Source organism: Pseudomonas sp. S3_B08 (assembly GCF_054667725.1).
Genome location: NZ_CP162750.1, coordinates 4359265 through 4372073, shown reverse-complemented (window position 1 = coordinate 4372073; position 12809 = coordinate 4359265). Strand labels below are relative to the sequence as shown.

Below are 12809 nucleotides of genomic sequence, written 5' to 3'. Positions count from 1 at the left end.
GTTATGGGTGATCGGCACGACTACGTGGCCCTGGAATGGGTCAAGGGCGAAATTGCCGAAACGCTGAGGCTGGCGCATCAGGCGATCGAAGCCGTGCTCGACGATCCGCAGGCCTTCCCCGGGCTGGACGAATGTCTGGCGTACATTCATCAGGTCCACGGCAGTCTGCAAATGGTCGAGTTCTACGGCGCAGCGTTGCTCGCCGAAGAAATGGAGCATCTGGTCGAAGCCCTGCAACATGATCGTGTACCGCACCGCGACGAAGCCCTGCACCTGCTGCTGCAAGCTCTGGGACAACTGCCGCTTTACCTTGACCGCGTGCAGAGCGCCCGCCGCGACCTGCCGCTGGTGGTGTTGCCGCTGATCAACGATCTGCGCAGCGCTCGCGGTGAAAGCCTGCTGGCGGAAACCAGCCTGTTCAGCCCGCCACTGCCCGAGCTGGCGCCGCTCGGCGACGAGGCACTCGCCGCGCTGGAACCGCCCGATCTGCCGAACGTGCTGCGCAAACTGCGGCAGATGCTGCAAATGGCTCTGGTCGGTCTGCTGCGCGAACAGGACGACCAGACGCACCTTGGCTATCTGGCCAAAGTCTTCAGCCGTCTCGAAGCGCTGAGCGGCGACGCGCCGTTGAGCCCTTTGTGGCAAATCGCCTCGGCATTGGTCGAGGGCATGCGCGAGGGCGTCATCGCCAACAGTCCGGCGCTGCGCAGCCTGTTCAAGGACACCGACCAAGAGCTCAAGCGCCTGCTCGAGCAGGGCATCGTCGGGCTCAATCAGCCGGCGCCGGCCGAGCTGCTGAAAAGCCTGTTGTTCTATATTGCCAAAGCCGAACATCCCACCGGGCAGATGCTGACCATGAAAGATCGCTACTCCCTGGACGACGCGTTGCCCGACAGCGCGATGGTCGATGAAGAACGCGCGCGCCTCGCCGGCCCCGACCGCGATGCCATGCGCTCGGTGCTGGCGGCGCTGTGCGAAGAGCTGGTGCGGGTCAAGGAGCGCCTCGATCTGTTCGTGCGCAGCGACCGCCAGCACGCCTCGGATCTGGACAGCCTGCTCGCACCGCTGCGGCAGATTGCCGACACCCTCGCGGTGCTGGGTTTCGGCCAGCCGCGCAAAGTCATCATCGACCAACTGGCAGTGGTGCTCAGCCTCGCCCAAGGCCAGCGCGAACCGAACGACGCGATTCTCATGGACGTCGCCGGGGCCTTGCTCTACGTCGAAGCGACGCTGGCCGGCATGGTCGGCACGGTGGAGACGCAAAGCGCCGAAGACGCGCGCCTGCCGACCACCGACCTGACGCAGATCCATCAGATCGTGATCAAGGAAGCGCGCATCTGCCTGCAACAGGCCAAGGACATGATCGTCGACTACATCGACGCCGATTGGGACCGCCAGCATCTGCAACCGCTGCCCGAACTGCTGACGCAGGTGCGCGGAGCGCTGGCGATGATTCCGCTGGCCCGCGCGGCGAGTCTGGTCGAGGCCTGCAACGGTTTCATTCGCGAGCATTTGATGCTCGATGCCCACGAACCGGGCTGGGAACAACTCGATCATCTGGCCGATGTGATCAGCAGCCTCGAGTATTACCTCGAACGCCTTAGCGACGACCCGCAGGCGCCCGCCGAGCATCTGCTCGATGTCGCGCAAAACAGCCTTGCCAGCCTCGGCTTCTTTGCCAACGAGCAGCCCGGCGAAGCGCAAGTGCCGGTGCTTGATGAGGTACTCAGCCCCAGCGAAGCGCAGCTCATGCAGGATCTGCAAGCGCTCGACGACCCTGACGTCGTGCAGTCGCTGGCCGAAGTGCTGGCCAGCCCGCTGTCGGCGCTCAACCCGCCGGCGCGCAACAGCCCCGACAGCCTGATGCCGCCGCCGGCCGATGAAGAACCGGTCGACGATGAACTGCGCGAAGTGTTCCTCGAAGAGACCGACGAAGTCCTCGCGGTCCTCCACGAATACCTGCCGCGCTGGACCGCCAATCCCCAGGACCGCGCCGCGCTGACCGAACTGCGTCGGGCTTTCCATACCTTGAAGGGCAGCGGGCGCATGGTCCGTGCCTTGGTCCTTGGCGAACTGGCCTGGGCGGTGGAAAACCTGCTCAACCGCGTGCTCGAACAAAGCGTCGAGCCCGGCGCAGTGCTGCGCCAGTTGCTCGGCGACACGCTGTTGCTGCTGCCAGAGCTGATCAACGAATTCGCCACCCAGCGTCAGCGCCAGCGCAACGATGTCGACCAACTCGCCGCCCGCGCCCACGCGTTGGCCAAAGGCGATGAGCCGCTGGCTGCCGAAGACACCGACGACGTCGCCGCGCTTGATCCGCTGCTGCTGGAGATCTTCCGCAAGGAAGCTGAAACCCATCTCGCCAGCCTCAACCGTTTCCTCGATCAGGCCGCCGAACGGGTGCCGTTGCCGGCCAGCGACGAGCTGCAACGCGCGCTGCACACGCTCAAAGGCAGTGCATCCATGGCCGGCGTATTGCCGATGGCCGAACTGGCGGCTTCACTGGATCAACTGGCTCGCGAGTTCAAGGCGCATCAGTTGCCGCTGGATCTGGACGAGGTTGAATTGCTGCTCGAAGCCGAGGGCTTGTTCCGCGTCGGCCTGCGTCAGCTCAAACACGATCCGCTGGCGCCGATTGTCGGTGCGCAGTCGCTGATCAAGCGCACCGAGGCGCTGCTCGCCGAGCGCCTGCAAGCCAGCACCGATGGCGCTGACAGCGGCCTGCGCCTCAAGCGCGATCCGCAACTGATCAACAACTTCCTCGCCCAGGGCATGGACATCCTCCTCGACGCCGAAAACCTCTTGCAGCGCTGGCAGCAGCACCCCGGCGAACGCCAGGAACTCAGCGCCTTGCTCGATGAGCTGACCACTCTGAGCGAAGGTGCGCATCTGGCCGATCTGCAGGCGGTCGATGGCTTGTGCGAAGCCTTGCTCGACCTGTATGGCGCGGTGGAAGAAAGCAGCCTGGCGGTCAGTGAGCGGTTTTTCCACGAGGCGCAACTGGCCCACGAAGCGCTGATCAACATGCTCGACGAGCTCGCTGCCGGCCAGGAAATCACCGCGCAACCGGAGCGGATTCGCGCCTTGCAGGATCTGCTCGACGAAGGTCTCGACCCGGCGGCGATGGGCCTGATCCGCAGCGACGGCAGTCGCACCCTGGATATTCGCGAACTGGGCAGGGCCACCGCGCAATTGCAGCAATCGGTTGCCGCCCTTGAGCCTGACGACGAAATCGTCGAAATCTTCCTCGAAGAGGCGGTGGACATTCTCGACAGCGCCGGGCAAGCCTTGCAGCGCTGGCTCAAGGACCCGGACAACGCCGCGCCGCTGTCGTCATTGCAGCGCGACTTGCACACGCTGAAGGGCGGCGCGCGCATGGCCGAGGTCGAGGCCGTCGGCGACCTTGCCCAGGAGCTGGAAAATCTCTACGAAGGGCTGGTCGATCGGCGCTACAACCACAGCGCCGTGCTCGAAGGTTTGTTGCAGCACAGTCATGAGCGGTTGGCGCTGATGCTGGAGCAACTGCAAGCGCATCAAGCTCTGACCCCGGCGCAGGATTTGATCGACGCGATCCGTCAGTTGCGTCAGGGCCAGGCCGCCAGCGAATCTGCCCCCGCAGCGGTCGAACACGACAACGCCGGGCATGATCCGGAGTTGCTGGAGATCTTCCTCGAAGAAGGTTTCGACATCATCGAAAGCTCCGGCGCCGCGCTGTTGCGCTGGCAGGCCGAGCCGGGCAACCGTCAGGAAATTGAAACCCTGTTGCGCGATCTGCACACCCTCAAGGGCGGCGCGCGGATGGTCGAAATCGGCCCGATCGGCGACCTCGCCCATGAGCTGGAATTTCTCTACGAAAGCCTCTCTAGCGGTGCGCTGCAACCGTCTGCCGAACTGTTCGCGCTGGTGCAGCGCGGCCATGACCGACTGGCGCAAATGCTCGATGGTGTGCGCGCCGGGCAACCGTGCCCGCCGGCCGATCGGCTGATCAATGCGATCCAGAATTTCAGTCACCCGGTGCAGGTTGAGGCGCCGCCGGCGCCGGTCGAGGCGCCGGTCGCGGCACCGGTGGCCAAGCCCGAGGCTGCGCCACCGGCCGCCGATGCTGGCGCGGACATGGTCAAGGTTTCGTCCGAACTGCTCGATGAGCTGGTCAATCTGGCCGGGGAAACCTCGATCTTCCGTGGGCGAATCGAGCAGCAGGTCAACGATGCGCAGATTGCCCTCAACGAGATGGAAACCACCATCGAGCGTATGCGTGATCAGTTGCGCCGCCTCGACACCGAAACCCAGGGGCGCATTCTCAGCCGCCAGCAAGTCGATGGCGAACGCCTCGGTTATGAAGACTTCGATCCGCTGGAAATGGATCGCCATTCGCAGTTGCAGCAATTGTCGCGGGCGCTGTTCGAATCCGCCTCGGACCTGCTCGACCTCAAGGAAACCCTCGACCGCCGCAATCACGACGCAGAAAACCTGTTGCAACAACAGGGTCGGATCAACACCGAGCTGCAGGAAGGCCTTATGCGTACGCGCATGGTGCCGTTCGAACGCATGGTGCCGCGTCTGAAACGCATCGTTCGTCAGGTCGCCGAAGAGCTGGGCAAGGATGTCGCTTTTGTCGTCGGCAATGCCGATGGCGAGATGGATCGCAATGTGCTGGAACGCATGGCCGCGCCGCTGGAACACATGCTGCGCAACGCCGTCGACCATGGCCTCGAACCCGCCGATGTGCGGCTGGCGGCAGGCAAACCGGCGCAAGGGCAGATCACCCTTGATCTGTCCCGCGAAGGCGGTGACATCGTTTTCGACATCCGCGACGACGGCGCCGGGGTGCCGCTGGAAGCCGTGCGGCGCAAGGCGATCAAACGCGGCTTGCTGGCGCCCGACGCCGAGATCAGCGACCGCGACGTGTTGCAGTTCATCCTTCAGCCGGGTTTCTCCACGGCGGAAAAAATCACCCAGATTTCCGGGCGTGGCGTCGGCATGGACGTGGTCCACGAAGAGGTGCGTCAGCTCGGCGGCAGCATGAGTATCGATTCGGTGCCGGGGCAGGGCGTGCATTTCCGCATTCGCCTGCCGTTCACCGTGTCGGTCAACCGCGCACTGATGGTGCAGTGCGGCGAGGATCAGTACGCGATTCCGCTGAACACCATCGAAGGCATCGTGCGCGTGTTGCCGAATGATCTGGAAGGGCATTTCCGTCACGATCCACCGAGCTATCAATACGGCGGCCAGCGGTATGAGCTGTGCTATCTCGGCGAGCTGTTGAAGACTGCGCCACGGCCAAAACTGCTCGGGCAGAACCTGCCGTTGCCGGTGCTGCTGGTGCATTGCAACGACCGCCACATTGCCGTGCTGGTCGACGCCATGGCCGGCACTCGCGAGATCGTGGTCAAGAGCCTCGGCCCGCAGTTCGCGGCGGTGCAGGGCGTGTCGGGGGCGACGATTCTCGGCGACGGCCGGGTGGTGCTGATTCTGGATCTGCTCGCACCGATCCGGGCGATGCAGGCGCGCCTGGCGCAAGAGCCGGCGCGCACGGAGATCGACAGCGAACCGCACAAGCCGTTGCTGATTATGGTCGTCGATGACTCGGTAACGGTGCGCAAAGTCACCAGCCGTTTGCTCGAGCGCCACGGCATGAACGTGCTGACTGCCAAGGACGGCGTCGATGCGATGCTGCTCCTCGAAGAACACACGCCCGACCTGATGCTGCTCGACATCGAAATGCCGCGCATGGACGGCTTCGAAGTCGCCACCCAGGTGCGCGCCGACGAACGCCTGCGCCACTTGCCAATCATCATGATCACCTCGCGCACCGGGCAGAAACACCGCGACCGCGCCATGGCCATCGGCGTCAACGACTACCTCGGCAAGCCGTATCAGGAATCGGTGTTGCTGGAGAGCATCGCCCAGTGGAGCAAGAAACATGCATGAGCACCGGCACAACCCGCGCACCAGCCAGCTCACCGGGCTGTTGCTGCCGCTGGCCGATCGCAACCTGATCCTGCCCAATGTCGCCATCGCCGAGCTGATCGACTACCAGGCCAGCGCCTTCGATCTCGACACGCCGCCGTGGTACCTGGGCCGGGTAACGTGGCGCGAGCGGCAGATTCCGCTGATCAGTTTCGAATCGGCCTGCGGGCAGAAAATCGTCATCGGCGAACGGGCGCGGATCGTCATCCTGAATGCGCTGGGCGGCTTGCCGCAGCTCAGATTCATCGCCCTGTTGGTGCAGGGGATTCCTCGGTCGTACAAGCTCGACAGTCAGTTGAGTTACGTGGATGTGCCGTTGTATGCGCTGGAGCAGGCGGCGGTGCAGGTCGGCGAGCAGGTGGCGAAGGTGCCGGATTTGTTGGGGCTGGAGCAGTTACTGGTGGATGCGGGATTGGCCCGCTGATCCAAGGCTTGACTGATCGTTCCCACGCTCCGCGTGGAAATGCAGCCCGGGACGCTCCGCGTCCCATCAAGAGCCGAACGCGGAGCGTCCGTAGAGGCATTCCCACGGAGAGCGTGGGAACGATCAAAAGCCCCTCACCCCAGCCCTCTCCCAAAGGGAGAGGGAGCCGACCGAGGTGTCTCGCGTCCTACATCGACCTGGAATGACCGAGTCGATTATGGATTCACTACAACGGGCTCAGGTCAGCGTCATTCCCAAGCATCCCCCAATCGGTTCCCTCTCCCCTCCGGGAGAGGGCTAGGGTGAGGGTAGCTTTTGAACGTTACGCTCAGCGTAATGATTCACCGCCCAGCTTGATTGATGCCCTCACCGCACACGCCTAACTTGGCTCCACGACAGCGAACCCGTGGAGTGAGCATGACAACAACAATTTCCCCCGACTCGCGCTGGACGCGGCGGCGTGACGAAAAGCAGCGCCGGCTCGACAAGGTGCGCGGGCTCGCCGATGGCGCGGTGCTGCCCAGCGACAAGATCGTCGCCGCGCTCGAAGCGCTGATCCATCCCGGCGACCGTGTGGTGCTGGAGGGCAACAACCAGAAACAGGCGGATTTCCTTTCACGTTCGCTGGCCAAGGCCGACCCGGCCAAGCTCCACGATCTGCACATGATCATGCCCAGCGTCGGCCGCTCCGAACACCTTGATCTGTTCGAACGTGGCATTGCCCGCAAGCTCGATTTCTCCTTCGCCGGCACCCAGAGCCTGCGCATCAGCCAATTGCTCGAAGATGGCTTGCTCGAAGTCGGCGCCATTCACACGTACATCGAACTCTACGCCCGCCTCGTCGTGGACCTGATCCCCAACGTTGTGCTCTCGGCCGGCTTCATGGCCGACCGCGCCGGCAACATCTACACCGGCCCGAGCACCGAAGACACCCCCGCACTGATCGAACCGGCGGCGTTCAGCGACGGTATCGTTATCGTTCAGGTCAACCAATTGGTCGATGACGTCAGCGAACTGCCCCGCGTAGACATTCCCGCTTCATGGGTCGATTTCGTCGTGGTCGCCGACAAGCCGTTCTACATCGAACCGCTGTTCACCCGCGACCCACGGCACATCAAGCCTGTGCACGTGCTGATGGCGATGATGGCGATTCGCGGGATCTACGAAAAACACAACGTGCAGTCGCTCAACCACGGCATCGGTTTCAACACCGCCGCCATCGAATTGATCCTGCCGACCTACGGCGAATCCCTCGGTTTGAAAGGCAAGATCTGCCGCAACTGGACGCTCAACCCGCACCCGACGCTGATCCCGGCGATTGAAAGCGGCTGGGTCGAAAGCGTGCATTGCTTCGGCACCGAACTGGGCATGGAAAACTACATCGCCGCTCGGCCGGATGTGTTCTTCACCGGCCGCGACGGCTCGCTGCGCTCCAACCGCATGGTCTGCCAACTGGCCGGGCAATACGCGGTGGATCTGTTTATCGGCGCGACGTTGCAAGTCGACGGCGACGGCCATTCCTCGACGGTGACTCGAGGCCGTCTCGCCGGTTTCGGTGGTGCGCCAAACATGGGTCACGACCCGCGCGGCCGCCGTCACGGCACCCCGGCGTGGCTGGACATGCGCCACGCCGATGGGCCGCAACCGATGCTCGAACGCGGCAAGAAACTCGTGGTGCAAATGGTCGAGACCTTCCAGGAGGGCGGCAAACCGACCTTCGTCGAAACCCTCGACGCGGTGGAAGTGGCGAAGAAAAGCGGCATGCCGCTGGCGCCGATCATGATCTACGGCGACGACGTTACCCACCTGCTCACCGAAGAAGGCATCGCCTACCTGTACAAGGCGCGCTCGCTGGAAGAACGCCAGGCGATGATCGCAGCGGTCGCCGGGGTTACCGCCATCGGCCTGCGGCACAATCCGAAAGACACCGAACGCATGCGCCGCGAAGGCCTGATCGCCTTGCCCGAAGACCTTGGCATCCGCCGCACCGACGCCACCCGCGAATTGCTCGCGGCGAAAAGCGTGGCCGATCTGGTCGAGTGGTCCGGCGGCCTGTACAACCCGCCCGCCAAATTCAGGAGCTGGTAATGCACGCATTTAACCTGCAAGCGAAACCGCTGTCCCTGGCTGATCGATTGGCCGATCTGGCGGTGGACGCGCTGATCGACGAAGCCGATCTGTCGCCGAAACCGGCGCTGGTCGATCGTCGCGGCAATGGCGCACACACCGATCTGCACCTGGGCCTGATGCACGCGTCGGCGCTGGCATTGTGGCCGGCATTCAAGGAAATGGCCGAGGCCGCGCTGGAGATCGGTGAAGTCGGTTTGCCGTTGCGCGAAGCGATCGGCCGCATCGGCCGCGAGGGCGAACAAGCGATGCTCGTGACCACCAACGGCGTCAACACCCATCGCGGTGCGATCTGGGCATTGGGACTGTTGGTGACAGCCGCCGCGCTGCAACCGAAATCCATCGCCCTGTGCGCCGCACGCCTGGCACTGCTCGACGATCGCTACGCACCGACGCCGCTCAGCCACGGCGCACAAGTCGCCCAGCGTTACGGCGCACGCGGTGCTCGCGAGGAAGCGCAACTCGGCTTCCCGTCCGTGCTGCAACGCGGCCTGCCGCAACTGCATAAAAGCCGCGCCAACGGCCACGGCGAACAGAACGCCCGGCTCGATGCGTTGCTGGCGATCATGACCGAACTGGCTGACACCTGCGTGCTTTACCGCGCCGGCGAACCGGGCCTGCAGGCCATGCAGGCCGGCGCGCAAGCGGTGCTTGATGCCGGCGGCAGCGCCAGCCTCAGCGGTCGCCGGCGCCTGCACGAACTGGATCAACAACTCATCGCATTGAATGCCTCGCCGGGTGGCGCCGCTGACTTGCTCGCGGCCACGCTGCTGCTCGATCGCATCGAGCGCGACGGCATTGTTCAGGGAGCGTTTTGATGGAAAGCCTATCGTTTGAATTCCCCGCCGGGCAGCCGCCACGCGGGCGGGCGCTGGTCGGCTGTGTCGGCTCGGGGGATCTGGAAGTGCTGATCGAACCGGGTCTGGCCGGCAAACTGACGATCAACGTGCAGACCTCGGTCAACGGCGCGCAGCAGCGCTGGCAACACCTGTTTGCGCGGATGTTCGACGGCACCACGCCGCCGGCGATGGCCATCGATATCCACGATTTCGGCGCGACACCGGGGGTAGTGCGCTTGCGTCTGGAACAGGGTTTCGAGGAGATCGGCCATGACTGACAGCGCAGCGTTGCTGAACAAACACAGTTTCGTCGAACTCGGCGCGCGGCAGCGGGCGCAAGCCTTGCTCGACGCCGGGACCTTTCGCGAACTGCTCGATCCGTTTCAACGGGTCATGTCGCCGTGGCTCGAGCGCCAGGGCGTAGTGCCGCAAGCCGACGACGGCGTGATTATCGCCAAGGGCCGCCTCGACGGTTTGCCAATGGTGATCGCGGCGATTGAGGGCGCGTTTCAGGGCGGCAGCCTCGGTGAAGTCGGCGGGGCGAAGATTGCCGGTGCGCTGGAACTGGCCGCCGAAGACAACCGCAACGGCATCCCCACCCGCGCCGTGTTGCTGCTGGAAACCGGCGGCGTGCGCTTGCAGGAAGCCAATCTAGGGCTGGCGGCGATTGCCGATATTCACGCGGCGATTGTCGATCTGCAGCAATACCAACCGGTGGTCGGCGTGGTCGCCGGCAGTGTCGGTTGCTTCGGCGGCATGTCGATTGCTGCGGCGCTGTGCAGTTATTTGCTGGTGACTCAGGAAGCACGCCTCGGTCTGAACGGCCCGCAGGTGATCGAGCAGGAAGCCGGGATCGAGGAATACGACTCCCGCGACCGGCCCTTCATCTGGAGCCTGACCGGCGGCGAACAGCGTTTCAACACGGGGCTGGTGGACCGTTATGTCGGCGATGATGTGGCGCAGATTCGTCAGCAGGTCGGTGAATTGCTCCAGCAAGGCTTGCCGGCAAAGCCGCGCAGTCAGCGCGCCGAGTGGTTCCTGCAACGCCTCGGCAAGCTGAACACTGACCAGCAAATCGAACCGTCGGTGGTTCGCGATCTGTATCAAGGAGAGCGCTCATGAGCAGTTATTCACTGCGCGGTTTGCACTGGTTCAACGCCTTGAGCACCGGCGCTGAAAGCGTCGAAGGGTTGCCGCCGTCATTGAAAGCGGCCGACGCTGAGCTCGGGCGTTTTATCGCCGTGGTCGCCGACCCCGACAATCGTTTCCCCCGCGCCCGAAACGGCGAAGTCGGTTTGCTCGAAGGCTGGGGGCTGGCCAAGGCTGTGGATGACGCGATCAGCGCTGACCGCGACAACGCGAAGAAGCGCCCGATCATCGCCATCGTCGATGTACCGAGCCAGGCGTATGGCCGCCGCGAAGAAGCCCTCGGCATTCATCAGGCGCTCGCCGGCGCGGCGGACAGTTATGCCCGTGCACGCTTGGCCGGCCATCCGGTGATTGCGCTGCTGGTGGGCAAGGCCATGTCGGGTGCGTTTCTCGCCCATGGTTATCAGGCCAATCGCCTGATTGCTTTGCGCGATCCCGGCGTGATGGTCCACGCGATGGGCAAGGCCTCGGCGGCGCGGGTGACATTGCGCAGTGTTGAAGAACTGGAAGCGCTGGCCTCGAGCGTGCCGCCGATGGCCTACGACATCGACAGCTACGCCAGCCTCGGCCTGCTCTGGGAAACCCTCTCGGTGCAGCAGATCGAACAACCGACGGCGGAAGATCTGACGCGCGTGACTGAGTGCCTCAAGCAAGCGATCAACGATGTGACCAGCACAGATTTGAAAGGGCGACTTGGTGCGAGCAATCGTGCCGCCTCCAGCAAAGTCCGCGAGTTGCTGAGGGCGCAGTGGTGAACCTGCCCCTGGCCCACGATCTGCTCTGGGGCATGACCCCGGCGCAGTTGCCGGCGGATGCGCCGCAGTGGGCGGTCGCGGCGCTGGCGGCCGGGCAACCGGTGGTGGTGCGCCGGGCCTTGAGCGAGGAAGGTCAGGTCGCGGTCGGTGTGCGCGGTGTGTTGCGCGAGCAGCGGCTGGCGGCGGTTATGGCGCTGGATTCGATTGCCTGTCGGGTCAGTCCCGAAGCCCTTTGTCATGTTGAGTGTGAGCGAGATCTGCCGGTGATGCAGGCGCTCAAACAGCTGCGGCCGATGCTCGATGACTGCCGTTGGGTCTGGGGTGTCAGCGGCAGTGTCGGGTTTGAATTGGCCAGTGGTTTCAGAGCAATGCATGCGGCCAGTGATCTCGATCTGATTCTGCGTGCGCCGCAGATGATCGGCCGTGATCAGGCGCGCGAACTGGTCGCGCTATTTGATCAAACTGTGTGCCGAGTCGACATGCAATTGCAGACGCCGTTCGGCGCTGTGGCGTTGCGGGAATGGGCCAGCGGTTCGTCCCGAGTGCTGCTGAAAAATGCTTATCAGGCCTGTCTGGTGACGGATCCGTGGAACCCGCAGGAGCAGGCAGCGTGAGCAGTCTGCTGGTGTTTCCCGGCCAGGGCGCGCAGCAAGCGGGCATGCTCCAGCGTTTGCCAAGGGAAACGCTGGTCGAGGCCAGTGATGTGCTCGGCGAGGATGTCTTGCTGCTGGATTGTGCCGAGGCATTGCGCACGACACGAGCGGTTCAGTTGTGCCTGCTGATCGCCGGTGTCGCTGCTTCGCGGCAGTTATTGCAGGATGAACTGAGCGCGGATTACGTCGCCGGCCTGTCCATCGGCGCCTACCCGGCGGCGGTGGTGGCAGGGGCCTTGAGTTTCAGCGATGCGCTGCATCTGGCCAGTCTGCGCGGTGAGCTGATGCAACAAGCCTATCCACAGGGCTACGGCATGACCGCGATCATCGGCTTGCAGTTGTCCACAGTCGAAACCCTGCTGGCGCAAGTGCACAGCGAAGATGCGCCGGTGTACCTGGCCAACATCAACGCCGATAACCAAGTGGTGATTGCCGGCAGCGACAAGGCCATGCATGCGGTGGCCGAACTGGCGCGCGGTCGCGGCGCCGGAGTGGCGAAACGGCTGGCGGTGAGCGTGCCGTCGCATTGCCCATTGCTGGAAAAACCGGCGCAGGCGCTTGCCGAAGCCTTCGCCGGGGTCGAACTTAAAACGCCACGGATCGGCTATCTCAGCGGCAGCCGCGCCCGCCCTGTGAGCAAAGTCGAAGCGCTGCGTGACGACCTCGCTTTCAACATGTGCCGCGTGGTGGACTGGCGCGGCACCGTGCAAAGCGCCTACGAGCGCGGCGTACGTCTACAGATCGAACTGCCGCCCGGTGCGGTGCTGACCGGGCTGGCGCGCCGGGTGTTCGAGCAGGGCACCGTCACTGCCTTCGACAGTGCCCGCCTCGATACCCTGCAAGCGCTGTTGCGCGAGGAGGGTGGCCGCCAACTCTAAAAACGCCGCGACTC

At 64.1% G+C, this 12809-nt stretch carries 9 protein-coding genes; all 9 read left to right on the top strand.

Annotated elements, in window-relative coordinates; genetic code table 11:
- Positions 1 to 3 precede the first annotated feature (3 nt).
- A complete protein-coding gene (locus AB4N73_RS19810; protein WP_460142453.1) occupies positions 4 to 5931 on the top strand; it encodes an Hpt domain-containing protein in 5928 nt (1975 codons plus the stop codon).
- On the top strand, positions 5924 to 6394 hold the full coding sequence (locus tag AB4N73_RS19805; protein ID WP_460142452.1) for a chemotaxis protein CheW: 471 nt from the start codon (positions 5924 to 5926) through the stop codon (positions 6392 to 6394). The genes AB4N73_RS19810 and AB4N73_RS19805 overlap by 8 nt, the downstream gene beginning before the upstream one ends.
- Before the next feature lie 417 nt (positions 6395 to 6811).
- Positions 6812 to 8482 carry a malonate decarboxylase subunit alpha gene (mdcA, locus tag AB4N73_RS19800; protein WP_016772750.1) on the top strand — a complete coding sequence of 557 codons (1671 nt, stop codon included), beginning with the start codon at positions 6812 to 6814 and terminating at the stop codon, positions 8480 to 8482.
- On the top strand, positions 8482 to 9339 hold the full coding sequence (locus tag AB4N73_RS19795) for a triphosphoribosyl-dephospho-CoA synthase (RefSeq protein ID WP_056786410.1): 858 nt from the start codon (positions 8482 to 8484) through the stop codon (positions 9337 to 9339). Before mdcA ends, AB4N73_RS19795 begins: the two co-directional genes overlap by 1 nt.
- Complete coding sequence (locus AB4N73_RS19790) at positions 9339 to 9638, top strand: malonate decarboxylase subunit delta (RefSeq protein ID WP_056786420.1); 300 nt, start codon at positions 9339 to 9341, stop codon at positions 9636 to 9638. The genes AB4N73_RS19795 and AB4N73_RS19790 overlap by 1 nt, the downstream gene beginning before the upstream one ends.
- Positions 9631 to 10482: a biotin-independent malonate decarboxylase subunit beta gene (locus AB4N73_RS19785; RefSeq protein WP_353188103.1), complete on the top strand. Its 852-nt coding sequence runs from the start codon at positions 9631 to 9633 to the stop codon at positions 10480 to 10482. The genes AB4N73_RS19790 and AB4N73_RS19785 overlap by 8 nt, the downstream gene beginning before the upstream one ends.
- Positions 10479 to 11264 (top strand): biotin-independent malonate decarboxylase subunit gamma, encoded by a 786-nt coding sequence (mdcE, locus tag AB4N73_RS19780; RefSeq protein ID WP_460142451.1) that lies wholly within the window; start codon positions 10479 to 10481, stop codon positions 11262 to 11264. Before AB4N73_RS19785 ends, mdcE begins: the two co-directional genes overlap by 4 nt.
- A complete protein-coding gene (locus AB4N73_RS19775; protein WP_460142450.1) occupies positions 11258 to 11878 on the top strand; it encodes a malonate decarboxylase holo-ACP synthase in 621 nt (206 codons plus the stop codon). The genes mdcE and AB4N73_RS19775 overlap by 7 nt, the downstream gene beginning before the upstream one ends.
- Complete coding sequence (mdcH, locus tag AB4N73_RS19770) at positions 11875 to 12795, top strand: malonate decarboxylase subunit epsilon (RefSeq protein ID WP_460142449.1); 921 nt, start codon at positions 11875 to 11877, stop codon at positions 12793 to 12795. Before AB4N73_RS19775 ends, mdcH begins: the two co-directional genes overlap by 4 nt.
- The last annotated feature ends 14 nt before the right edge of the window (positions 12796 to 12809 follow it).

Excerpts from the sequence above, each read along its gene's own strand:
- AB4N73_RS19795 (WP_056786410.1), top strand. The coding sequence starts at position 8,482 with ATGCACGCATTTAACCTGCAAGCGAAACCGCTGTCCCTGGCTGATCGA.
- AB4N73_RS19805 (WP_460142452.1), top strand. The coding sequence starts at position 5,924 with ATGCATGAGCACCGGCACAACCCGCGCACCAGCCAGCTCACCGGGCTG.
- AB4N73_RS19790 (WP_056786420.1), top strand. The coding sequence starts at position 9,339 with ATGGAAAGCCTATCGTTTGAATTCCCCGCCGGGCAGCCGCCACGCGGG.
- mdcE (WP_460142451.1), top strand. The coding sequence starts at position 10,479 with ATGAGCAGTTATTCACTGCGCGGTTTGCACTGGTTCAACGCCTTGAGC.
- AB4N73_RS19785 (WP_353188103.1), top strand. The coding sequence starts at position 9,631 with ATGACTGACAGCGCAGCGTTGCTGAACAAACACAGTTTCGTCGAACTC.
- mdcA (WP_016772750.1), top strand. The coding sequence starts at position 6,812 with ATGACAACAACAATTTCCCCCGACTCGCGCTGGACGCGGCGGCGTGAC.
- AB4N73_RS19810 (WP_460142453.1), top strand. The coding sequence starts at position 4 with ATGGGTGATCGGCACGACTACGTGGCCCTGGAATGGGTCAAGGGCGAA.